The 25550-nt window shown below is 27.9% G+C and carries 26 protein-coding genes; 3 read left to right on the top strand and 23 right to left on the bottom strand.

What is annotated here, in order from left to right:
- Positions 1 to 5 precede the first annotated feature (5 nt).
- From SFBMNL_RS03485 to deoC, 12 genes are all read right to left on the bottom strand, one after another.
- Positions 6 to 797: a ribonuclease HII gene (locus SFBMNL_RS03485; RefSeq protein ID WP_005806430.1), complete on the bottom strand. Its 792-nt coding sequence runs from the start codon at positions 795 to 797 to the stop codon at positions 6 to 8.
- Positions 798 to 810: 13 nt separating this feature from the next.
- Positions 811 to 1671, bottom strand: a complete 861-nt coding sequence (ylqF, locus tag SFBMNL_RS03480; protein ID WP_007440102.1) for a ribosome biogenesis GTPase YlqF — start codon at positions 1669 to 1671, stop codon at positions 811 to 813.
- 76 nt (positions 1672 to 1747) lie between these two features.
- On the bottom strand, positions 1748 to 2107 hold the full coding sequence (rplS, locus tag SFBMNL_RS03475; protein ID WP_005806433.1) for a 50S ribosomal protein L19: 360 nt from the start codon (positions 2105 to 2107) through the stop codon (positions 1748 to 1750).
- Positions 2108 to 2128: 21 nt separating this feature from the next.
- Complete coding sequence (gene trmD, locus SFBMNL_RS03470) at positions 2129 to 2797, bottom strand: tRNA (guanosine(37)-N1)-methyltransferase TrmD (RefSeq protein ID WP_042294550.1); 669 nt, start codon at positions 2795 to 2797, stop codon at positions 2129 to 2131.
- The gene (gene rimM / locus SFBMNL_RS03465) at positions 2794 to 3315 is read right to left on the bottom strand and encodes a ribosome maturation factor RimM (protein ID WP_042294548.1); all 522 of its coding nucleotides are present in this window, start codon (positions 3313 to 3315) and stop codon (positions 2794 to 2796) included. The genes trmD and rimM overlap by 4 nt, the downstream gene beginning before the upstream one ends.
- A 6-nt stretch (positions 3316 to 3321) precedes the next feature.
- Positions 3322 to 3561 carry a 30S ribosomal protein S16 gene (rpsP, locus tag SFBMNL_RS03460; protein WP_005806438.1) on the bottom strand — a complete coding sequence of 80 codons (240 nt, stop codon included), beginning with the start codon at positions 3559 to 3561 and terminating at the stop codon, positions 3322 to 3324.
- Between the two features lie 45 nt (positions 3562 to 3606).
- Positions 3607 to 4971: a signal recognition particle protein gene (gene ffh / locus SFBMNL_RS03455; RefSeq protein ID WP_005806440.1), complete on the bottom strand. Its 1365-nt coding sequence runs from the start codon at positions 4969 to 4971 to the stop codon at positions 3607 to 3609.
- A 14-nt stretch (positions 4972 to 4985) separates the two neighbouring features.
- A complete protein-coding gene (locus SFBMNL_RS03450) occupies positions 4986 to 5324 on the bottom strand; it encodes a DNA-binding protein (RefSeq protein WP_005806442.1) in 339 nt (112 codons plus the stop codon).
- Between the two features lie 57 nt (positions 5325 to 5381).
- Positions 5382 to 6290, bottom strand: coding sequence for a signal recognition particle-docking protein FtsY (gene ftsY / locus SFBMNL_RS03445; RefSeq protein ID WP_042294545.1), 909 nt, complete (start codon positions 6288 to 6290; stop codon positions 5382 to 5384).
- A 15-nt stretch (positions 6291 to 6305) separates the two neighbouring features.
- Positions 6306 to 9872 (bottom strand): chromosome segregation protein SMC, encoded by a 3567-nt coding sequence (smc, locus tag SFBMNL_RS03440; RefSeq protein ID WP_042294543.1) that lies wholly within the window; start codon positions 9870 to 9872, stop codon positions 6306 to 6308.
- A gap of 339 nt (positions 9873 to 10211) precedes the next feature.
- Positions 10212 to 10883 carry an SGNH/GDSL hydrolase family protein gene (locus SFBMNL_RS03435; protein WP_005806447.1) on the bottom strand — a complete coding sequence of 224 codons (672 nt, stop codon included), beginning with the start codon at positions 10881 to 10883 and terminating at the stop codon, positions 10212 to 10214.
- A 313-nt stretch (positions 10884 to 11196) separates the two neighbouring features.
- Positions 11197 to 11853, bottom strand: a complete 657-nt coding sequence (deoC, locus tag SFBMNL_RS03430) for a deoxyribose-phosphate aldolase (RefSeq protein WP_005806452.1) — start codon at positions 11851 to 11853, stop codon at positions 11197 to 11199.
- Between the two features lie 144 nt (positions 11854 to 11997).
- On the opposite strand from deoC, the gene SFBMNL_RS03425 reads away from it, so the two are divergent.
- The gene (locus tag SFBMNL_RS03425; protein ID WP_005806455.1) at positions 11998 to 12399 is read left to right on the top strand and encodes a hypothetical protein; all 402 of its coding nucleotides are present in this window, start codon (positions 11998 to 12000) and stop codon (positions 12397 to 12399) included.
- Between the two features lie 37 nt (positions 12400 to 12436).
- On the opposite strand, the gene spo0A is transcribed toward SFBMNL_RS03425, so the two are convergent.
- From spo0A to nusB, 10 genes are all read right to left on the bottom strand, one after another.
- Positions 12437 to 13267 (bottom strand): sporulation transcription factor Spo0A, encoded by an 831-nt coding sequence (gene spo0A / locus SFBMNL_RS03420; protein WP_014017905.1) that lies wholly within the window; start codon positions 13265 to 13267, stop codon positions 12437 to 12439.
- A 135-nt stretch (positions 13268 to 13402) separates the two neighbouring features.
- The gene (spoIVB, locus tag SFBMNL_RS03415; RefSeq protein ID WP_007440729.1) at positions 13403 to 14587 is read right to left on the bottom strand and encodes a SpoIVB peptidase; all 1185 of its coding nucleotides are present in this window, start codon (positions 14585 to 14587) and stop codon (positions 13403 to 13405) included.
- Positions 14588 to 14675: 88 nt separating this feature from the next.
- Positions 14676 to 16340, bottom strand: a complete 1665-nt coding sequence (gene recN / locus SFBMNL_RS03410) for a DNA repair protein RecN (RefSeq protein WP_042294541.1) — start codon at positions 16338 to 16340, stop codon at positions 14676 to 14678.
- A gap of 10 nt (positions 16341 to 16350) precedes the next feature.
- Positions 16351 to 16812, bottom strand: coding sequence for an arginine repressor (locus tag SFBMNL_RS03405; protein WP_040054093.1), 462 nt, complete (start codon positions 16810 to 16812; stop codon positions 16351 to 16353).
- Positions 16813 to 16835: 23 nt separating this feature from the next.
- On the bottom strand, positions 16836 to 17657 hold the full coding sequence (locus SFBMNL_RS03400; RefSeq protein ID WP_005806465.1) for an NAD(+)/NADH kinase: 822 nt from the start codon (positions 17655 to 17657) through the stop codon (positions 16836 to 16838).
- A 13-nt stretch (positions 17658 to 17670) separates the two neighbouring features.
- A complete protein-coding gene (locus tag SFBMNL_RS03395) occupies positions 17671 to 18492 on the bottom strand; it encodes a TlyA family RNA methyltransferase (RefSeq protein ID WP_005806467.1) in 822 nt (273 codons plus the stop codon).
- Positions 18493 to 18498: 6 nt separating this feature from the next.
- On the bottom strand, positions 18499 to 19368 hold the full coding sequence (locus tag SFBMNL_RS03390; RefSeq protein ID WP_005806469.1) for a polyprenyl synthetase family protein: 870 nt from the start codon (positions 19366 to 19368) through the stop codon (positions 18499 to 18501).
- 4 nt (positions 19369 to 19372) lie between these two features.
- Entirely contained in the window at positions 19373 to 19561 is a 189-nt protein-coding gene (gene xseB, locus SFBMNL_RS03385) for an exodeoxyribonuclease VII small subunit (protein ID WP_005806470.1), read from the bottom strand.
- Positions 19562 to 19574: 13 nt separating this feature from the next.
- On the bottom strand, positions 19575 to 20780 hold the full coding sequence (gene xseA / locus SFBMNL_RS03380) for an exodeoxyribonuclease VII large subunit (protein WP_042294540.1): 1206 nt from the start codon (positions 20778 to 20780) through the stop codon (positions 19575 to 19577).
- Complete coding sequence (gene nusB / locus SFBMNL_RS03375; protein WP_005806474.1) at positions 20770 to 21219, bottom strand: transcription antitermination factor NusB; 450 nt, start codon at positions 21217 to 21219, stop codon at positions 20770 to 20772. The genes xseA and nusB overlap by 11 nt, the downstream gene beginning before the upstream one ends.
- Before the next feature lie 198 nt (positions 21220 to 21417).
- On the opposite strand from nusB, the gene pfkB reads away from it, so the two are divergent.
- On the top strand, positions 21418 to 22338 hold the full coding sequence (gene pfkB / locus SFBMNL_RS03370; RefSeq protein WP_005806475.1) for a 1-phosphofructokinase: 921 nt from the start codon (positions 21418 to 21420) through the stop codon (positions 22336 to 22338).
- Positions 22339 to 22357: 19 nt separating this feature from the next.
- Entirely contained in the window at positions 22358 to 24250 is a 1893-nt protein-coding gene (locus tag SFBMNL_RS03365; RefSeq protein WP_005806477.1) for a PTS fructose transporter subunit IIABC, read from the top strand.
- 188 nt (positions 24251 to 24438) lie between these two features.
- On the opposite strand, the gene SFBMNL_RS03360 is transcribed toward SFBMNL_RS03365, so the two are convergent.
- Positions 24439 to 25533, bottom strand: a complete 1095-nt coding sequence (locus SFBMNL_RS03360) for a DUF871 domain-containing protein (protein ID WP_014017904.1) — start codon at positions 25531 to 25533, stop codon at positions 24439 to 24441.
- Positions 25534 to 25550: the final 17 nt, after the last annotated feature.

The following is a 25550-nucleotide window of genomic DNA, read 5'->3' as shown; positions in this document are numbered from 1 at the left end:
ACATTCTAAATGTAATTCTTCAAAAATGTCTTCCTATGATATTTACATATACCAAATTTTTTTATAGCTTCAAGATGTTTCTTTGTACCATATCCAACATTATTCAAAAAATCATATTGAGGAAATTCATCATGATATCTAAACATCAATTCATCTCTATAAACCTTTGCTATAATAGAAGCACACATTATACTAGCACTCTTTGTATCACCTTTCACCACATGAATATTTCTAAAGTTTAAATTTTTCACTGGATATCCATCAGACAAAACTAAATCAATATCCATATTTAGACCCAGTATTGAATCTCTAAAACCTTTTTGATTTGCTTCACTAATACCAATATTATCTATTTCATCATTAGATATCTCTATTATTTTAAAATTTTTTGCATTTTCCATAATCTTATCACTAAGAACTTTCCTGAAATATCTACTCTTTATTTTCTTAGAATCATTTATATCACTTATAATTTTTGAACTATTATACAAATCAAGAACAACTGAAGCACATACAATCGGTCCAGCAAGCGGTCCACGACCTACCTCATCACATCCAGCTACTACATAATTGTTGTTAAGAATATATTCTTTGTCAAACCCATAAAACTTTTCATTCATTATCCTATTATTTTTAAGAATATCATATTTATTTTCAACTTGTTTCGCAAGTTTATTGACTGATATCCTCACATCTTTCAAAAGTGAATTTATAACTTCATCAATATTTTCATCTATAATCTCAATCTCATTTAATAAATTTTTTATTTGAGAAACCGTCAAATTTTTAAAATCCATATTTATTCCTCATTTATTCCTCTTTCAATAAATCTTCAGGTCGTTCAAGTGATATATTACCAATTTTCCCTGATCTAAAATCTCCAATTATTATATGTGCAAGCCTATTATAGTCAATCGAAACTCCTTTTGATAAACAACCAAGTTTCTTTCCTAAAATATCCATGCTGTCCGACACATCATCCGATACTTCAACTTTATATTTACTCTCCAAATTCATTCTATAATTTTTCAAAAGATATTCAAGCATATTATAGCAAACATCTTGAACATCTAAAATTTCATCCTTTACCGATCCAATATAAACAAGATTAAGACCAACCTCTGTACTATCAAACTTAGGCCATAAAATCCCTGGAGTATCTAATAAATCTATATCCCACTTCGTCTTAATCCATTGATTAGATTTTGTAACACCGGGCCTATTTCCTACTTTCGCTATCTTATTGTTAGAAATTTTATTTATAAGAGATGATTTACCAACATTCGGAATTCCCAAAATCATACCTCGTAATGTATAATTCTTAACCCCTTTACTCCTGTACCTGTCAAGCTTACTTTTCATAAGAAAATTAATTTGAGCCTTGATATTCTTAATATTTTTATTTCTTATAATATCCACATCTATACATGGGATTCCTTGATTCTTATAGTACTCAATCCATTTATTTGTCGTATTATTATCGGCCAAATCAACTTTACTCAAAACAATAATTTTAGGTTTATCCTTAGTCAACATTTCAATATCTGGATTTGTCGTTGAAATAACAGATCTTGCATCTCTTATTTCTATCACAAGATCTACTAAATTTATCATATTCTTTATCTCTTTTTTAGTCTTAAACATATGACCTGGATACCAATTTATATTCATAATTTTCATATCCTCCTTAAAAAACAAAATAGTAAATTCCCAAAAAGAAATTTACTATCTAAAATATGATCCAGCTTTATTTATTTCTATTCACAATTCTCTCTTTAACCTTAGTCGCTTTTCCTACTCTATCTCTTAAGTAATAAAGCTTAGATCTTCTAACTTTACCATATCTTACAACTTCAATATTTAAAACTTTAGGTGAGTGTAATGGGAAAGTCTTCTCACTACCAACTCCATAAGCAATTCTTCTAACTGTAAAAGTTTCTCTTATTCCACCGTTTTGCCTTTTTATAACAGTACCTTCATAAACCTGAACTCTCTCTTTATTTCCCTCTTTTATAAGAATACTAACTTTAACAGTATCCCCAACGCTAAAAGAAGGAACTTCCTTTTTCATTTGTAGTGATTCTATGTATTTAATTAAATCATGCATTTTATAAAACCCTCCTAAAAATTATTTATCTTTTAATAAATACCTTTTATATTTTCGTGTTATTTTCAAAGACTCTTCTCGTCTCCATTTATCGATTTCTTTATGATTCCCTGATAATAGAACATTAGGAACAGCGATTCCCATAAATTCTCTCGGTCTTGTATATTGTGGAAAATCCATTAAATCATTAGTAAAAGACTCATTATCTAAGCTATTCTTATTTATAACCCCAGACAAAAGTCTAACTATACTATCAATGATTGGAATAGCCGCCATTTCTCCACCTGTCAATATAAAATCACCTAAAGAAATTTCTTCATCAATAAAATTATAGGATCTCTCATCTATACCTTCATAATGACCACACAAAAATATCAAATGATTATTATCAGACAATTCATATGCCTTATTTTGATTAAAAGTATCCCCTCTTGGTCCTAGATATATAACCCTCCCATCCAAATTACGTCTAGCATAACATATAGAATTATATATCGGTTCAACACTCATGAGCATACCTGCTCCACCACCAAAAGGATAATCATCAACCTTATTATGTTTATTATTAGAAAAATCTCTGATATTGATAATTTCAATATCAACATAATTATTCATCCGTGCTTTCCCCACAATACTATGATTGAAAACCTCAAACATTTGTGGAAATAAGCTTAAAATACTAATCTTCATAAGGTCCAACTTTTAACTTCTTTAATAATAATCTTCTTTTCATCGATATCTATATCTACCACAATAGACTTAAGTACCGGTATAAGCAATTCATCATTTAAATTGGTCTTCTTTATCCAATAAACATCATTATTCTTGGTTTTTATAACCTCCGATACTCTACCCAAAAACACACCATTTTCATCATATACAGTGCATTCCTTTATATCTGCAATAAAATAATCACCATCTTGTATAGGTATATCTTCACGTTTTATTCTTATAAACTTATTCCTGAACAGTTCTGCTTCATTACAAGTAGAACAACCCTCAATACCCATAACAACTCTATTATTTTTAAATTTTATAGATGTTATGTTAACTGGAGTTAAATCATCCTCTGAAGTATCACTCTTACTTAAAAAAACGCATTCCAAATTCTTAAATATATCTAAATTCTCATCAAATGGTATAACATTCACTTCACCACGAATACCATGTGGCTTAGAAATTCTACCAATAGAAAATAAATTTATCATACTAAATTAATTTATACCTGCTTTAACTAATAATCTATTAACTGCGTCAGTAGGCTGAGCCCCATTAGAAATCCATTTCTTAACTTCTTCTTCTTTTAATGTAAACTCAATTGGATTTTTCATTGGATTATATGTTCCAACTTCAGCTATAAATTTCCCATCTCTTGGACTCCTTGAATCAGCAACAACAATTCTATAAAAAGGTTTCTTTTTGCTTCCCATTCTTCTTAATCTAATTTTTACCATTTAAAATTCCTCCTAATAAAATTTAAATATTTTAATCCTAATTACCTAAAATGGCAATTTAGGAAAAAATCCCTTCTTTCCAAATTTCCCTTTTCCAGCCATTCCTTTAAATTGTTTCATCATTTTACTCATATTTTCAAAATCTTTTATAAGCTTGTTAACTTGATTAACTGTACTTCCAGAACCTTTTGCTATCCTAGATTTTCTTGATGCCGAACCCATGAGCAATTTTGGATTTTTCCTCTCTTTTATCGTCATCGAATTAATAATAGCTTCAATTTTACATAACTCTTTTTCACTATCATCTAAATTTATATTTTTCAGTTCCTTCATAGAATTTCCAAAACCTGGTATCATTTGAAGTATTTTTGAAAAAGAACCTATTTTCTTCATTTGTTGCATAGCACTCTTAAAATCTTCAAAATTAAACTCATTAGCAAGCATTCTCTCACTAAGTTTCTGTGCCTCATCTTGATCAATAGCTTCTTGAGCCTTCTCAATCAACGATAAGACATCACCCATTCCTAAAATCCTAGATGCCATTCGATCAGGATGGAACACTTCCAAGTCACCAATCTTTTCACCAACACCAATAAATTTAATATTTTTTCCAATAACCTCTTTTATAGACAGTGCTACCCCACCACGAGTATCTCCATCCAATTTGGTTAAAACAAAACCCGTAACATCTAATTTATCATTAAATGTCTCTGCTATATTTACAGATTCTTGACCAATCATCGAATCAATGACCATCAATATTTCAGAAGGATCTGAAAGTTCCTTTATTTCTTTCAACTCATTCATAAGCGCATCATCAATATGTAAACGTCCTGCTGTATCAATAATAACAACATTGTTCATATTTTTTTCAGCTTCTTCAAGACCTTTTTTAACAATATATAAAGGATCTTTGCTGTCTGGTATTGAAAATACTGGTATATTAATTTGATTTCCCAACACCTCTAATTGCTTAACTGCAGCAGGCCTATATACATCGCATGCAATCATAAGAGGAGTCTTACCTGACTTTCTACAATAAAGAGAAAGTTTAGCAGCCATAGTAGTTTTACCAGCTCCTTGAAGACCAACAAGCATTATAATAGTAGTACCATTAACATTGTAGTTTAACTTGCTTTGATCATTTCCCATTATAGCTTTAAGTTCATCATTTACAATTTTTATAACTTGTTGTGCAGGAGTTAAACTTTCCAACACTTCTTTACCCAAGGACTTTTCACTAACACTGCTTATGAATGTCTTAACAACCCTATAGTTAACATCCGATTCAAGCAAGGCTAACTTAACTTCACGCATAGCAAGTTTTATATCTTGTTCTGACAACTTACCTTTACCTCTGAGTTTTTTAAAAACACCTTGAAGCTTACTCGCTAAACCATCAAAAGCCATACCCTACCTCCAATCTATAAATTTTGAATAAAATTATATAATTCCTGATTTAAACTAAAATCCAAAAACTCTTCTAATTTTTCTATTAACTGATCTTTTTTATTATCCAGCTCCCTATCTCTTTCCAATACTTTTAACTTTTCCTCAAAACTATACAACTGTTCGATACTCTTATTAATAGAATACAGTATAGACTGGCGACTCGATTTATTAATAGATGCTATCTCAACTAATGCAAAATCATCAAAAAAATAGAGCTCAAGAATTTTCCTTTGCTTCTCCGTCAATAACTCTCCATAGATATCTATAAGCAATATAATTTCATTTCTATTTTTCAAATCTTTCTTATCCATTATCTATTTCATTATATCAGCACAAAAAAAAATGTCAAGTAAAATAACTTGACATTTTTATATTAAAGCATCAACAAACTCTTCTGCATTAAACGGTTGAATATCATCAATTCCTTCACCAGTACCTATATACTTAACTGGTATACCTAGTTTATTTTTAATTGAAATGATCATTCCCCCTTTTGCAGTTCCATCAAGTTTAGTCAAAATAATCCCTGTAATGTTTGCAACTTCTTTAAACTCTATAGCTTGATTTAAAGCATTTTGTCCAGTCGTTGCATCCAAAACCAGATATATTTCTCTATCAACATCATTACATTCATTTTCTATTATTCTGTTCATTTTCCTTAATTCATTCATTAAATTCTTCTTATTATGCAACCTCCCAGCACTATCACAAATCAAAACATCTGAATTTTTAGATTTAAATGATTTTATTGCATCAAAAATAACCGCTGAAGGATCGGAACCTTGATTATGTCGTATCATTTTAACATCAACTCGATCAGCCCAAACTTGCAATTGATCAATTGCTGCTGCCCTAAAAGTATCTCCTGCAGCAATAACAACATCTTTATTATTATTTTTAAAATAATTAGCCATCTTACCTATGCTAGTTGTTTTACCTACTCCATTTATACCTATCATTATTATTATCTTAGGAAATTTCTCTTGAGTTATATCAACTGATTCATTCAACATATCCAATATAATTTCCTTTATAACAGGCTTAATCATATTAGGATCCTTAATTTTTCTTTCACGTACTATAGTTTTTAGTTTTTCTATAATATCACATGAAACATCTATACCTATATCTCCTACAATTAACATTTCCTCAATTTCCTCATATAAATCATCATCTATAGTTATAGCTAATCCCAATATAGAATTTAATTTATCTGTAAAATTTTCCTTAGTCTTCGTTAAACTATCTTTCAATTTTGAGAAAAAATTATTTAACATTACTTATTTCCCCTTCTATGTATTATAATTGGCTAAATTAATCGATACCACCTTAGATACACCCTTTTCTTCCATAGTAACACCATAGATAACATCACTTGCCTCCATTGTAGGCTTCCTATGAGTTATAACTATAAATTGTACGTTAGAAGAATATTGTTTTAAAAATGTAGAAAACTTAATAACATTATTATCATCAAGTGCAGCCTCAATTTCGTCTAAAACACAAAATGGAACAGGTTTTAACTTTAAAATCGCAAATAAAAGAGATATTGCAGAAAGTCCTTTTTCACCACCCGACAATAAATTAATATTTTGAAGTTTCTTACCTGGTGGTTGCACGATTATTTCAATATCACTTTCTAATTCATCCCCATCTCCTAATAAAAGTTGTGCACTTCCACCCTTAAATAATTCTTTAAATGTAAAATTAAAATTTTCATTTATGAGCTTAAAACTTTGATTAAACATATTCCGCATTTCTGATGTTATATTTTTAATAAAACCCTCAAGCTCCATTTTACTCTTTTCTAAATCTTCCTTCTGTCTAGTGATAAAGTTTACTTTATCATTAAGTGCTTCATATTCCTCAATAGATTTAATATTTATATTCCCTAAATCACTTATATCACTAGTTATCTTTTTCATTTTTATACTATACTTACTAAGTTCATTCGAATCTATTATGTACTTTTCTGCATCATTTGTATCAAAATTGATAGAATATTTGTCAAATAAGTTATCATTATTTATGTTAAATTCCACTTCTTTTTTAGTATTTTTAATATTTAAAACATTAATATCATGTTCGATTTTATGTATACTTAAATCCAGTTCATTAATATCCCCATTTAATTTTTTTATATCTTGTTGTATCCTATTTTGATCTAATATATAGGAATCAAAATTATATTCATTAAATTTCTGGTTTAAATTATCTATTCTCTTATTAAAAATTTGTATACTATCTTCAATTTTCACTATATTAACATTATTTAAATTTATATTATCGTTAATCTTAACGTTAGCACAAATTAGATCTTTCTTTTCTAATGCAATTCTCTTGCTTTCATCATAAATATTTGAAATATTTTCTTCAATTTTTGCTTTCCTAATTTTATAATTTGTAATTTCATTTTCCCTACCTTCAATTATCTTCTTATAATTTTCACATTCTATCCTTATATTTTTCTCATCATTTTCTAAAACGCTAAACTTCTCATTATTTAAATTCAATTCATAATTCAACTTATTAATTTCCTCATCATTTGAACTATAAATATCATCTAGATTATTCAATACAATATTCTTCTTATCTAGTTCTTTAAGATCTCTTGATCTTAAGTCAATATATCTCTTTAACTCTTCATTTTTCTTAAATATATCTATAGTAATATCCTTTAATAAATTATTATTTATATCAAACTCACTCTGTATATTATTTTTTACATCATGATAATTACTTAACTTAGTTTTCAATTCAGATATATATAATAATTTCTTATTAATATCATCTTCCTCAACTGAAATTTTCCGTTGTCTACCAAGTATATTAAATTTCTTAAAATAACTTGATCCACCTGTAATAGATCCTCCAGAATTTATAATTTGGGAATCCAAAGTAACTATTCTATTAGAGAAATTTATACTCTTAGCAATATTTAATGCATTATCAATATTATCGCAAATAATTGTATTTCCTAAGATATTACTAATAATATTACTAAATTTTGAATCATACTTAACTAAATTTATGGCAAAATTTATAAATCCTTTATACAACTTAACTTCATTATTAAATTTTATATTATATTTACTAACACTATTTAAAGGATGAAATGTAACACGCCCAAGATTATTCTCTTTAAGATGATTTATAAGATCATTTACGAAAACATAATCATCAATCACTATGTCAGAAATATGTCCTCCAATAACCGTCTCAATAGCAGATGTATATTTCTCTTCCGTATCTAAAATATTTCCTATAATAAAACATCTATCTTTGAATCTAATTAATGAACCAGAATTAATTTCATTCATTAAAGTTTTACTAGATTTATTAAATCCATCATAAATACTATCAAGCCCTCTTAATGCATCAAGATTTGCCTGCCTTATTATTACATCCTTATTTAAATCATTCAATTGACTATCAACTATCTCTATTTTTTTGTTTTCTTTTTCAATACTATTTAATAAATTTTCAGATAAAACTTTAACTTCACTTTCACGAATATGTAAATCATATAAAATATGTTCTATATGTTCTATATCTTTATCAATTTTTTTAATTCTATCTTCTATCAACTGTTTTTCATCTAAATATGCCTTCTTATCATTATCTATATTAGAAAAACTCATTCTTATAAATTCAATTTTATTTTGTATATTGTTATTGATATTAACAATTTTATTCTTTTCTAGTAGAATAGTATTAATCTTATTTTCTAAATTATGTAATGTCATACTATTATCCGTGCTTAATTTTTTATTTTCCTCTAGATTACATAGAATACTATTAAATTCATTCTCCAATTCATCTCTTGTTTTATTAATTATATTTTCTCTAAGGATTATATTATCTATTTTAGATTTATTTTCATAAATCTGCTTCTCATATATCTTATTTGAATTAATAAGTATACTTATGTCATTATTTTTAAGATTTACAATATTTGTATTTTTATGTATAATATCCTTAATCTTATAATATTTCTTCTTATCTTTCTTCTCTATTATTTTCAGATTTTCAAATTCTTTTTCAAATGAATACCTCTTATTTTCCATAATTCTTTTTTCGCTACTTAATTCACTTAATTTCAAATTATGGTAACTTATATCCCTTTTTATACTCTGTATTTCTTCATGAATATCATATAAATTATTATACAAAATTAAAATTTCCAAATCTTTAAGTTCATTTGATAAATCTATAAATTTTCTAGCTTTTTCACTCTCAATTTTTAATGGTTCCAAATATTCTTCATATGTAAAAAGCATATCATTAATCCTAACAATATTTTCATTGGCATGATTAATTTTATTATATGCTTCTTCCTTCTTAAATTTATATTTAGTTATACCTATTGCCTCCTCAATTATAGCTCTTCTATCATTAGAATTTCCATTTAATATAACATCTATCTTTCCTTGTCCAATTAAAGAATACCCTTCCTTACCGATACCTGTATCAAAAAATAACCCATTTATATCTTTCAATTTACACGGTTTATTATTTATTAAATATTCACTCTCTCCAGATCTATATAATTTTCTAGATATTATAACAGTACTATAATCTATTGGAAGTTCCCTTTCCGAATTATCTATAATTAATGACACCTGTGCCAAAGATAATTGTTTCCTATATTGAGTTCCGGAAAAAATAACATCTTCCATCTTCCCACCCCTGAGACTTTTTACACTTTGTTCCCCTAAACACCATCTTATCGCATCTGCTATATTACTCTTACCACTTCCATTCGGTCCTACCACAGATGTTATACCTTGTTTAAATATAAGTTCAGTTGAGTCTGCAAAAGATTTAAATCCCCTTATCTCTATTGATTTAAGAATCATAATAAATTTAAATCCCCTCTAATAATTAAATTTTAATAAACATGAGATATTCACTTAAACTATCTCATAAAAACAAAATTCTTTCAAGGATATTATAATATGTAACCTCTAAGTAGCACCAAAAAGTTTTTGACTCCAACATAAAAAAAGAGAGATAATTCATAAATTATCTCTCTGTAATATTATATAAAAACTAAAAATTCATAAACAATCCTAAAAAAATACTGATCGTAAAAATTAACAAAATTGCAACTGTTATAATTGATATAAGTGTTTTTTTTCTGTTATTTTTCATTTGATTCACCCCTAAATAATTGTAAATAAATTAAAATAATCGGGTTACTTCTTTATCAATTTTTCAATAATCGGATTAAGTTCTTTCGTTAATTTTTCATATCCATCAACATTAAGATGCAATCCATCATGAGTATACTGTTTAATTAAATTACCATTATCATCAGATAATTCCTTAAATGCATCTACAAAGATATAATCTTTATAGTACTTCTCAAATTCTTTAAACACACTATTTAATTTTTCTATACGCTCATTGGTACGCCCACCACCAGCTATAGAATTTTTACCATATCTATCCTCATCACATGGCAAAATAGATATAAAAACTATATTAACTCCATTTAATATAATTTTTAAATCGATTATTAATTTGGCGATATTATCAATTATTTCGTTATCCCTTTTACTATTTTCTTCACTCATATCATTTGTTCCAACAAGAATAACAATAGTACTCGGTTTATGACGAATCACGCCTTGCTTTATAATATTATGCAAACCTTGCGTTGTTATACCTGATACACCACAATTAAATAACTTTGTTTTTATTTTTGGAAAAAATCTATCTAAATCATAATCTCTAATTATAGAATCCCCCAAAAAAACAACTTCTTTTTTATCTCCATCCCATTCAGTCGAAATGACACTTCTTAAAAATGTTAACATATATTCTTCAATCTGAAAATCTGAATAAATATACTTAAATTCTTGCAATCTTAAACCACCTTAAATAAAAATGTCTTACAAAATAATACTATTACATAATTTGAAAATAATACTCAATTAAATATAATTTTACTAAAGTGTCTCCTTTAAGGATTCATTTATTATATCTTTATAATCTTGATCATCCAATTTTGTTATAATGTTAATTTCTCCTTTTTTCATATTTAGTTCCCCCTCTCTTTTAATTTATAACACCCAAAGATATGCCCCCATTTAAAATAGTCCAAGTTATGAAAATAAATTCTGGCATAAATTATAAAATTTATTTCCAGAATTATATTATTAAGTATTATAAATCATTCTATTTATTTAATTCGATATAATCTTTAATAATTTTAACTGTTGAAGAAGATCCTATTCTCGTAGCACCAGCCTCTATCATACAATTTACAGTTTCAAGATCTCTAACCCCTCCAGATGCTTTAATCCCTAACTCGTTACCAACTGCCTTTCTCATTAATTCTATATCTTCTTTAGTAGCTCCAGCTTTAGACATTCCTGTAGATGTTTTAACAAAATCAGCTCCAGCCTCTTTTGATAATTTACAAGCCATTATTTTTTCTTCGTCAGTTAAAAGACAAGTTTCTATTATAACTTTCAAAACTTTATTTCCACAAGCGTCCTTAAGAAGCTTAATTTCATTCTTAACATAATCATATTCCTTATCTTTTAGTTTTCCAATATTTATAACCATATCTATTTCAGAAGCACCATTCTTCAATGCTTCTTTTGTTTCAAATAATTTAGATTCTGTAGTCATACTTCCTAAGGGAAAACCAACAACCGTACAAATATTAACATCTGTATTTCTAAGTTGTTCATAACAGAGTTTTACATAACAAGGATTCACGCATACTGAAGCAAAATTATATTCTTTTGCTTCATTACATAATTTAATAATTTCATTCTTAGTTAAATTAGCACTCAATATAGTGTGATCAAAATACTTACTAAACATATTAAAAACTCCTTTAATTTAAATTATAGTACAATTCTATCATAAATTAAAAATTACATATTATTTATTAAAAAAATATTGAATTACAAAAAATAAAATAATACTATATATAGATATATAGTTTGTGGAAAAAGGAGTTTGTACATGGGTTTTAGAGATAAACTAACAGAATATTATACAAAATCATATTTCAAAAAATATGGTGATAGATTAACTCAATCTCAAGGAAATATACTTTCAGTAAAAGTTAACATCAAAAAATATCTATGGATATTCTACATATTAACAGCTATAGTTGTTATAAAGCCACAGAATAGCAGAAATATTATAAAATGCATTTACAAAAAGAAACGTTGGTTTAAAAAACCTCACTTCATGAATATCAACCAAGGACATTTAGTTATAATTCAAGCTCTAAGGGACAAGAAAAACCATGAAAATTTAAAGATATTAAATATAAGAAATCTTTCAAACAAACAAGACTTAATTCCTGTTAACCAACCTCAACCTAAAAGTATAACTAAGATACAAAGAATCAGAAAATAATTTTAAAAGCAAGAGTTTAAAACTCTTGCTTTTATTTTTATCCAACTTTATTTTTAAGTCTTAAGCGATCTGCTACCATCGCAATAAATTCAGAATTTGTTGGTTTCCCCTTCTCATTATGTATAGTATATCCAAATATTTTATTTATACTTTCTACTTGTCCTCTACTCCATGCAACTTCAATAGCATGACGTATAGCCCTCTCAACTCTACTTGATGTCGTATTATACTTTCTAGCAATAGAAGGATATAACTCTTTTGTAACTGCAGATAATAATTCTATATCATTAACAACCATCGAAATCGCTTCTCTTAAATAAAAATATCCTTTAATATGTGCTGGGACTCCAATTTCATGTATTATACTCGTAATTTCACTCTCTAAATCAACAGGTTCCGATTGCTTAAAAGAATTAGTCGAATCACCATTATTAGAATTAATCATATTTTCTGGTTTTTGGACAAAATACTTTTGATCTAATGTAATACTAAACATTTCTTTTATTCTTCTGATAAAAATATCCATATCAAAAGGCTTTAAAACATAGTAATCTACACCCAACTTAATAGCATTCTGTGTTATCTTATCTTGTCCAACAGCTGACAATACAATAATTTTAGGAGCTAACTCTGAATCCTTATTTAAACTTAATTTTTCTAATACACCTAATCCATCCAAATGCGGCATTATTATATCAAGTATAAGTAGATCAGGTTTGCTTTCAGATATGAGCTTCAATGCTTCAATCCCATTCTTAGCTACCCCAACAACATCAAAATTACCTTCATTATTCAAATAATCTTTTAAAATTATACAAAACTCATCATTATCATCAGCAATCAAAATTCTTATTTTCTTATTTTCCAATGTTTTTTCGCCCCTTCTAAAATTCGCCTCATTATAACCTTCCCTAAACTTGTTCGACAAAGAAAATACATTTCCTTTTATTTTTATCTTTTTTTATCTAAACAAAAAACTACATTAATTAAATTAATGTAGTTTCTAATCAAAAATTTTACTTTCTTTAAGCATCCATTCTATATATATCCCATAACCAGTATCTGGTTTATTAACTAATACATGAGTTACTGCGCCCACTATTTTATTATTTTGTATTATAGGACTTCCACTCATTCCTTGTACAATTCCTCCTGTCTTTTTAAGTAAATCTTCATCTACTACCTTAATTATCATACTCTTAGAACTTGGATTATCCTGTTGAAGCAATTTTTCAATAACAACATCATATAACTTTGGTTCTCCATTATCAACTGTCGAAATTATTTGAGCTGGTCCTTCCTGAATTTCATCTTTTAAGGCTATCTTTAACTTTTCAGTATAAATATTCTCTAAACTATATTTTCCAAATATACCAAACTTCGTATTCTGCTCAACACTTCCTAAATTTATATCATCATTTATAAAAACTCCCTTAAGTTCTCCAGGATTTCCTTTCTCTCCACGCTTAACATTGACAATCGAAGAACTAACAATATTACCTTTACTAATTTTAATTATATCCCCTGTATCAACATCTGTTATAGGATGGCCTAACGCTCCGTAAATACCAGTAACAGGATCAATAAATGTTACTGTCCCAATCCCAGCTGTTGAATCTCTAACCCAAAGTCCTATTTTATTCTTACCATCAACACTTTTAATTGGATGTATCTTCTTTACAATAATTTTTTCATCTCGCTCTACTTTAATATCCAATTCATCAGCATCCAAACTATTCAATGTTTCTGATAAAAGTTCAGATGAATTAATCTCAATATCATTTATAGATAAAATTATATCTCCTACATTAAGTCCACCATCTTTTGATGGACTATAAGGTTTTTGCAAATCATTCTCTATATCAGAAAATCCAACAATAAGTGGACCATTAGTTCTTAATTTAATTCCAACAATATGACCTCCAGGATAAAGTTCAACTTCTTTAGAAATTGCCATAACCTCAACTGTTCGAATTTTAAAACCCAAAAATTCAGCATTATACTCTGCAATATTATCGTAAATCTTATCTAGTGTATAATTTATTATCCCTTTATTAGATTTTAAATTATTTCCATCTCTCAAAAATACAACCTCTGGTATACTAACTAAAACAGAGGAAATATACAAAAATAATACTAATATAGGAGTAAATACTGCGAAAATCTTTAAAAACTTTTTTATTCGCATACTCATTCCTCCTTTTACATTAACTATATAGACAAAAAAAATCATGAGCATATACACTCACGATTTATTGTTTCATTTTGGGCATATTTTATTCTAATAATTTTTTATTGCCAATAAGTTCCTTAGCACTAATAAATGCTCCTTCAGTAATACTCTCTCCACCAATCATCTTAGCAATCTCACTTACCTTTTCTTCATCACCTATCATTTTTATATGAGAATATGTCTTATCATTTTCTATCTTTTTTGAAACAACATAGTGATTATCAGATAAGCTTGCAATTTGAGCAAGATGAGTTATACAAAAAACTTGACATCTCTTAGATAATGAATACATTTTTTCTCCGACCTTCTGAGCTATCTTACCACTAACTCCAGTATCAATCTCATCAAAAATTATCCCAGAAATAGGTTCATTTCCTAAAAATACAATTTTTAAGGCTAGCATTATTCTAGATAATTCACCGCCAGATACAACTTTTGATAAATCTTTTAAGGGTTCACCTTTATTTGTAGAAATAAAAAAGTTAACGTTATCATTTCCAGTTTGTGTAAAATCTTTATCTTTTTCAATATTAATCTTAAAAATTATATTTTCCATTCCCATGTAATTTAATTCATTAACTATTTCATTTTCAATCATTTTTGCATACTTTTTACGTATTTCTGTTATTTTATCTGCCTCTATTTTAAGTTGCTTACGCTTTTCATACTCGATTTTTTCATAATCTTTAAGAACCCTCTCTTGATTTAAAACATTATCCAAATATAATTGTAATTCCTCATTATACTTAACTAGCTCTTCAACATTCATTTTGTTAAATTTCTTCTTCAAAGCATTTATTTTATATATTCTCGCATTTATACTATCAAATTCATTTACATCAAAATGAGTTTTATCACATATCGCTTTTATATCTTCACTTATACTTTCTAAATCATAGTAAATTCCTTCCAATTTATTTGAAATTTCATTAAGATCTTTCAAATCAATCATTCTAATAGACTTTATAATATTAATCAACTCACTATTTATAGCAAACTGCTCTCTATAAATCAACGAGTCTAATGAAAAATTAAGAGTCTTGCTAATTTTTTCACTATTATTAAGCAACTTTATCTTTTCTTCTAATTCATAGTCCTCACCTATAATAAGTTTTGCAGAAGTAAGCTCATTTATTTGAAACTTCACATATTCTATATAACTATCATTAAGATCATTATTTTTAATCTCATTTATTTTATATCTTATCTCATTCCATTCTCTAAATACGTCCAAATAATTTTTAAAATCAATTTTCTTACCTATATATTTATCTAAATAATTAATATGCTTAGCGTTATTTAACAACTCATAATTTTGATGCTGTGTATGTATATCCATCAAATATTTAGAGATTAATTTTAAGGTATTATTTGTTACAACATGACCATTTATTCTAACGATACTCTTTCCATTTACATAGCCTTCACGCCTTATAAATAGATAATCTTCTATTTCAATGCCATTTTCATTAAGAATTTCATTTATTTTTTCATGATATATATCAAAAATTGCTTCAACAGACGTTTTGTCTTCCCCATTTCTAACGATGCTTTTGCTAAATTTAAATCCAAGTATAAAACATATGGCATCGATTAAAATAGATTTCCCTGATCCCGTTTCTCCGGAAATTACTGTAAATCCATTTTTAAATTCCAAATCCATATTATCTATTAAAGCAAACTTTTCTATCCTCATTTTATTTAACATTAAAATTCACCTAATTCTTTATAAGGTAATTTATTTTTTCCTGTATACTAGCTATAGAATTTTCATTTCTAACCATAACAAAAATAGTATTATCGCCCGCTACATTCCCTGCAATATCTTCTATATTTAATGAATCTATAACTTCACCAACAACTGAAGCTGCTCCTGGAAGTGTACGTATTACTAAAGTTTTATCGATTTGTTCCATCGATAAAATACTACTAGCTATTATGTTTTTATATCTTTCAACTTTAGTAACTTCACTAAATTCTTGATTATTTAAAATTCCATATTTATAAGACCCAGAATTTGTAGAAATTTTTATAAGTTTCAATAACTTTATGTCTCTAGATACTGTTGCCTGAGTTACATCAAACCCCGCACTTCTTAGTTCATCTGCCAATTCTTCCTGAGTTTCAATATCTTTATTTGTTATAATATCTATTATCTTCTCATGGCGTTTATTTTTTATCATTTCCCAAATCTCCCTAAAGTTTAAATCCTATTAATCAGTTTCTCGCGTAAAACACTATAATAATCATAAAAATTAAATCTAACAAGTGAACAATATTTCTTACATTTTTGTATTTTAAGAATTTTATTTTCTATCTTCATCTCTTGATTTTGTCCATCTATAATCACATATAAATTATCATCTGCTCCATCAATTTCTAAATTTATAATACTTCGTGGACTAATCACTAAGCTTTTAGCATTCAGCGAATGTGGACATATTGGAGTTATAATGATTGATTCAATATCTGGAGAAACTATTGGCCCCCCAGCAGATAAAGAGTATGCCGTTGAGCCTGTAGGAGTTGAAATTATCATTCCATCACCATAAAAAGAAGCATAATATTTATCATCAATAAATATATTAAATTTTAATAACCTTGATAGCGGCAATTTAGTTATAACTATATCATTTAAAGCCATATATCCCTTATCATAAGATCCATCTACACAAGTTTCTATCATCAATCTCTTTTCTATGTAATATTCATTATTCGTTATCTGATCGACTGCCCTTTCAATATCATTCAACTCGATACTTGCCATAAATCCTAAAGTTCCATAATTAACTCCAATTAGAGGGAGATCATAGGCATCTATAATTTTCACAACCCTAAGAATTGTTCCATCACCACCAACTATAAACAAAAATGAAAGTTCATGTTTTTCATTCTCTAGGTTAGCTCCATCTAAAAATATTCTAACCTCACAATTATCGATTTTCTCTTTCAGTACAAATTCTATCATACTAACAATCTTGTCATAATTGTTTTTAGAGGTATTAACTGATATACCAAATATCATCTTAGATTTCTCCTTAATTATAGTTTTGCTCTATATGTGCCTCATTTATAACTCGTTCAATAAATTCATTATCAACCACAGTATTACTATGTGCATTCTTAACACCTAGATATACAAGAAATTCAATATTCCCATGTCCACCTTTTATGGGTGAATATGTTAAATCAAGTACTCCAAAATTGTTTTCTCTAACAAACTTTACAATTTTATCTATAACCTCAAAATGTACTTCCTTATCTTTAACTATTCCTTTTTTATTCACTTTCCCTTTTCCAGCTTCAAACTGCGGCTTTATTAATGCAACAATATGTGCATTATCTTTTAAAAAACTTCGAACCTTATTTAATATTTTCTCTAAAGAAATAAATGAAACATCAATTGATGCAAAATCCCCTTTATTTGGAAAATTTTCCGAATCTGCATAACGAACATTCATCCTTTCAAACACTACAACTCTCTCGTCTGTTCTAAGTTTGTAATCAAATTGTCCATACCCAACATCAATAGCAAAAACCTTAAAAGCACCTTCACGGAGCATACAATCAGTAAATCCACCAGTCGATGCACCAATATCAAAACATATTTTATCACTTAAATTAATTCCAAATACATCAATTGCCTTTTTTAACTTCGCTCCTGCTCTACTAACATAAGTTGTTTCTTTTTGCTTAAGTATTTCAATATTCAAGTCACAATCAACTTTTTCTCCAGCCTTAGTTATTTTAATACCATCAACAACAACATTACCACACATTATGTTTGTCCTAGATACTTGCCTTGAGTCAAAAAATCCTCTCTCAACTAAGATAATATCTAATCTCTTTTTCTCACCCATAAATAATTAAAACTTCCTATTCAACATATATTTTGTAAAATCAATTAAATTAGATACATCTTTATCTAAAGAATTAAGTATATTTATAGCTTTATTCGTATTCTCCTCACAAATCTTTTTACACTCATCAATTCCATACAAATCAACGTATGTAAACTTCTTATTTCGATTATCAATATTAGAAGTTTTACCAAGAGTCTGAGTATCGCTTGTCTTATCTAAAATGTCATCAATTATTTGAAAAGTTAAACCTATATAATGAGCGTACTCGGATAATTTTACAATTTCTTCATCTCTAGCATCACCAAAATAAGCTGCAGATAACACAGAAGCCTTTATGAGTGCTCCTGTCTTATTTCTGTTTATATACTTTAGGGTATATTCATTAAGTTCTTTATTCTTTGTTATAATATCTACTACTTGTCCGCCAATCATTCCATCACAATCAATACTTTTAGCAACTACAAAAGTTGCATACAATGCCTTCATTCCATACCTTATAGAAAACTCAATCATATTTTTTAAAGCTTCAGTCAAGAGACCATCACCAGATAATAACGCAATGGACTCACTAAATTTCACATGATTAGTTAAATTACCTCTCCTTAACATATCATTATCCATACTTGGCAAATCATCATGTATTAGTGAATATGTATGAATCATTTCTATATAACACGCAAATGGAATAAGATCCTTATAATTATCCTTAAAAAGCAAATATGTATATAAAAATAAAATAGGTCTAACCCTCTTACCCCCGATTGATAAACTATAAGACATAGATTCATAGATTATCTTATTTAAACCCTCTTTATTTGAAAACAAATTATTTATTTCATAATCAACTTCTTGTTTTAAATAATCAAACTTCATAATATTAATCTCCCTTTAAGGATGATTCTATATACTCAACCTTACCTTCTAATTCCTTTATAAAACCATTAAGTTCATTGCATAATTCAATTCCATCTTTATATTTCTCAAAAATCTTTTCTATGGATAAATTACCTTTATCAAGTTCCTTTACAATTTTATCAAGTAATCCCATCTTCTGTTCAAATGTCATATTATTCAATCATCTAAACCTCCTTTTTAATAAATTTCCCTCTTATAGTTTCATTTTTAAACATGAGTGAAATATCACTCTCTCTATTCATCTTTTTAGGATCTTTTATTATATTTAAATCCTCATCACAAACCAAAACAAATCCTTTATCAAGTATTTGATTTATATCATTTTTTTCAAGTTTTAATCTTAATTCATTAAATCGATCTTTAAATTCAAAAATCAAATCCTTCATTTTCCCATTTAAATATAGTGCTACATTATTAATTTTAATTGATTTTTCATTTAAAATTTTCTTAGGCGAATAGGAACTTATATACATTTTATATTCATAAACTCTATTTTTAAAATTACTGATTACTCTATCCATGTTTTTATTTAAACTATCTCTAGCACTATCAATCAAAAACAAAATAGAATCCATATCAGGTATACATATGTCTGCAGATGCCGTAGGCGTAGATGCCCTCAAATCACTAACGAAATCGCAAATAGTAAAATCTGTTTCATGACCAACACCACTCACTATTGGTATTTTTGATTTATAAATTTCTTCAGCTAAAATTTCATTATTAAAAGTCCAAAGATCTTCAATGGATCCTCCACCTCTTGCGATTATTATCACATCGACATTATTTTCTATATTAAAATACCTAATGCCTTGTATTATATCTTTGTATGCATCTATACCCTGCACGAGGGAATCAAAAATTTTTATGTTAACAAAAGGGTTCTTTCTCTTCGCCACATTTAAAATATCTTGTATTACTGCTCCAGTCTTTGAAGTAATAACTCCTATATTAAATGAAAAAGAAGGGATTTGTTTCTTATTTGATTCATCGAAGTATCCCTTCTCCCTAAGTTTATCCTTTAATTTTTCAAATTCTTTATGTAAATCCCCAACGCCTTGCTTCTCTACTATATAACAGATTATTTGATACGATCCCTCTTTACTGTACACAGATATCTTTCCTAAAACATCAATCTTTTCTCCATCTTTAAAATCAACAATATCCATTTCATCCATATATTTTGTAAATATCACACAATTAATCTTACATGCATCGTCTTTAAGAGAAAAATATATGTTCCCGTTAGAATGCTTTTTAAAATTTGAAACTTCGCCACTTACATTTATGTTTGAAAGAAGAATATCACTTTCAAGACTAACTTTTATGTAATTTGTTAGAGATGAGACAGTAAATTTTTTAAGTTTCATTTAAATTGCCCTCTCTAAATCTTTTAATGGAATCCAAAACCCCATTAATATACCCCTTAGATCTATCTATACTATATTTTTTGGTAAGATTTAACGCCTCATTTATTGCAATATTCGGAGGCAATTCATCAAAACACATTTCGTAAACAGCTAATCTAAGAATCGATAAATCTACTTTTGATATTCTATTTATTTTCCAGCGCTTCAAATTTTTCTGTATAAGATCATCAATTTCATCTTTATGAATATTTATTCCATTCAAAACATTCAAACAATAATCTTTATTTAGGAACCTCATTTCGATATCAGAATCATTTTCTTTAAATTCTTTCTCAAAATCATTTATAAATTCTTTATATCCCTGATTAACCTTATTAAAATTTAAACAAAATATAATTTGCAAAAGTAATTCCCTTGATTTACTTCTATAACCACCCATAATTTTTCTTAAATTATTATCTCCTAATCTTAAAAACTTTTTAAATTAATTATATCATAATCATAACAACTCTTGAGATTAAAAATACAAAATTAACTACTTTATATATTTATTTTATTTAAATTTACTACTATAATCGATAAGTGTATAAGTTTATCAATAAATAAAAAAATATCTAAAGGAGGCATTTTAAATAAAATGATTTACACTGTTACACTAAATCCTTCTATTGACTACGTAATAAATTTAGAAAAATTAAATGAAAATTGCATAAACGTAGTAAATTCTAATGATGTCTACATTGGAGGAAAAGGAATAAACGTATCAAAAATTCTAAGCGAACACGGCATTAAAAGTAAGACATTAGGTTTCATTAGTGGTTTTACAGGAAAATTTGTTGAAGAATCTCTTAATAATGACAATATCTTAACTGACTTTATAAGCGTTGAAAATAACTTTTCACGTATCAATATCAAAATGAAAATCGGAGAAACTGAAACTGAAATTAACGGTTTGGGACCTAGAATATCAGACTCTCATGTTCAACTTTTGAATAGTAAAATTGATGCAATTAGTGATAGTGATATCATTGTATTGTCAGGTAGTATCCCAAATTCACTATCAGACAACTTCTATGAAGATATCATAGAGAGAATTAAATCCAAAAACATAAAAGTGATTGTTGATGCTAGAAAGAATTTGTTACTTAACGTACTTAAGTATAAACCCTTTTTGATAAAACCAAACAATCATGAAGTAATGGAAATATTTAATTTATCTGATCCTACTATTGAAGATTTAATTGAGTGCGGAAAAAAACTTAAAAAAATGGGAGCTATAAACGTTCTTATATCAATGGGAAAAGATGGAGCAATTTTAATAAATGAATTTAATGAAATCTATTTAAGCAACATACCTAATGGTGTTTTGAAAAATTCAGTAGGATCTGGAGATTCAATGGTTGCTGGATTCATTGCTGGATATTTAAAAACAAACGATTATACTCAGGCTTTAAAACTTGGAGCTGCTAGTGGAAGTGCCACTGCATTTTCAGATAATTTGGGCAAAATATCCCTAATTAATCTTTTAGTAAACCAAATACAAATCAAAAAATTATAACAATTGGGGGTAATAATTTATGAAAATTATTGACTTATTAGATTTAAATTCAATAAGTTTAAATTTAAGTTCAAAAAATAAACTAGATGTGATTAATGAACTGGTAGATCTAATCGAAAAGAGTGGAAATATATCTGATAAAAAATTATATAAAGAAGAAATTTTAAAACGTGAAAATCAAGGCACAACAGGAATAGGAGAAGGTATTGCAATACCTCATGCTAAAACATCAGCTGTCAAAAATGCTTGTCTTTCTGCTGGTGTTAGTAAAAATGGGATCAATTATGAATCCCTAGATGGTTCTGATGCCCAATTATTCTTTATGATTGGTGCTCCAGAAGGAGCTAACAATATCCATTTAGATGTACTTGCAAGACTATCTACTCTACTAATGGATGAAAATTTTCGCAAATCTCTAATTAGTGCAAAATCTCCTGGAGATTTTATATCTCTTATAGACAAAAAGGAAAACGAAAAATTTGGGGCTGAAGAAAATGATACATCTAACCAAGATTCACCCTTTCCAAAAGTGCTTGCTGTTACAGCGTGTCCAACAGGAATAGCTCATACTTTTATGGCAGCCGAATCTTTAATAAATAAAGCTCGTGAAATGGGTGTTAGTATCAAAGTTGAAACAAATGGTTCTTCTGGAATCAAAAATGCATTAAAAAGAGATGAAATTGACAATTGTAATGCAATAATAGTAGCAGCAGATAAGAAAATTGAAATGGAAAGATTCAATGGTAAGAAAGTTATTCAAACTAAAGTTGCAGATGGAATACATAAGCCAGAAGAATTAATTAGACGTGCCATTTCTGGAGATGCTCCAACTTATAATTCTGGAATAAATAATAGAAATGATGAAAGCTTTGAAGAAAATGCAGGACGTAAAATTTACAAGAGTTTAATGAATGGCGTATCTCATATGCTACCATTTGTTGTTGCTGGTGGGATTTTAATTGCACTCGCATTCTTATTCGATAATTACGAAATAAATCCTGAAAATTTTGGATCAAATACTCCTCTATCAAAATTTCTTAAAACAACTGGTGACATAGCATTTGAATTTTTATTGCCAGTACTTGCTGGATTTATTGCTGTAGGTATTGCTGACAGGCCTGCTATGGTTGTTGGTTTTGTTGGAGGAATTTTAGCAAAAACTAGCGGTGCTGGATTTTTAGGAGCACTAATTGCCGGATTCCTTGCTGGATACTTAGTTATTGCACTTAGAAAAATCTTTTCATTTTTACCAAAATCACTCGAAGGAATCAAGCCAGTACTCCTGTACCCACTGTTTGGAACGTTATTAATAAGCATTATAATGACATTTGTATTTAATCCACCAATTACATTTCTAAATAATTCACTTATTACATTTTTATCAAATTTAGGAACTAACTCAAAAATCTTATTGGGAACTATAGTTGCAGCCATGATGGCAATAGATATGGGAGGCCCTATTAATAAAGCTGCATACGTATTTGGTATTGCATCAATTGAATCTGGAAACTTCTATGTAATGGCTGCAGTTATGGCTGGCGGAATGGTTCCTCCTCTAGTAATAGCTATTGCCACAACTTTATTTAAAAATAATTTCACTAAAGAAGAAGTCAATGCAGGAAAAGTTAATTATATAATGGGATTATCCTTTATCACAGAGGGAGCAATTCCTTTTGCTGCAGCTAATCCACTTAAAGTTATACCATCTTGTGTTATAGGATCTGCAATTACTGGAGCTTTATCAATGATCTTTAATTGCACGCTTAGAGCACCACATGGAGGAATATTTGTATTTCCAATTGTTGAAAATTGGATAATGTATTTAGTATCAATACTTATTGGATCAATTATTGGAGCTTTGATACTTGGAATGTTAACAAAAAACATGAATAATAAAATAAAGAAAGCCTAAGATTTAAATCTTAGGCTTTCTCCCTCATTAGAATTAATTTTTTAGTTTGAATTTATCATTCTATAATCTCTTATAACCTTAGTCTAACCTTTTTTATCTTAATATACTTTCTCTAATAATTTTTTAATAGCTAATCTATACATTAGACATACACATTATTTTACAAACCTATTTTATACAATCATTTATCAACCACTAATTTTTAATTTAAATTTCTGCCAAGGCTTCAAATAATCTAATATGAATAATTCTTCTTCTGTTATTTTCCCAACAACATTTGAAAATCCTGTATTCTTCATATCTTTTTTTGCAATTTGCAACTCTCCTGCATAATGACCATATTCACTACTTTCTATTACAATATCTCCACGTTTAATTATCTCTGGGACATTAAATAATTCAAATTTATTTCCTTTATATTTAATCCGAGGCTGAGTTGATCGGATCATGTTAGAATTAACATCCCCTCTGTTAATGTGCAATTCTTCAAACATAACTCTACGTTGAAGTTCAGGCACCCCATCTTCCACAGTCACATCAAAAGTCACGAACCTAAGGTCTAAATCCTTAAATTGCTCTAATTCATCATCCGATGGATAACAGTTGGATATTATGATGTCATCAATATTTCCCATAGATAAATAATGTTTAACCTGTGTCAGTAATGATAAATTTCTATGCATCTCAAGGGTAACCAATCCTTGAGTAACAGGCCATGGTCCAAATGTATTTTGATTCTGACTCGTAACAAAAGCAGCCGTTCTTAATCCGTATCTTTTAAATCTATCTGTGCATTCATCGAAATAATCAAGAGCCAAACCCGAGTAAGCGTGAGGATAAAAATTATGACATCCATACAAATTATATTTGTTAGGATAATAATCCATAATTGTATCTATAGTATGAACATTAATACTTGCATTTATTTCAACTTTTAAATTATACTCATTAAAGGTCATTAACGCCTCTTCGTTTCCTGTAAACCCCTCATCCAATCTAAAACCATCCGCTTGAATTTCTTTGAAAAATTTCAAATCATTATATGTAATTCCTAATTTAGAAAAAACACTTGGAGCTACATCCACGATAATTTCAAAACCCTTAGACTTTGCAAACTCATTTATATACGTAAAATCTTTTTTTATCTTCTCTTTATCATCTACCACAGAAAGTAAACAAGAAAATATTCTCGAAAATCCAGCATAAGATGCTCTATCAATATATTCCAGCAATTCCTCTTTCGAAGTTTTTTCGGGGTAAATGGAGATTCCTAGCCTCTTCATAAGAATATCCTCCTGTT

This window comes from Candidatus Arthromitus sp. SFB-mouse-NL (assembly GCF_000709435.1).
Taxonomy (GTDB): Bacteria; Bacillota; Clostridia; order Clostridiales; family Clostridiaceae; genus Dwaynesavagella.
The sequence above is the reverse complement of the archived record's forward strand: the minus strand, read 5'-3'. Positions and strand labels throughout refer to the sequence as shown.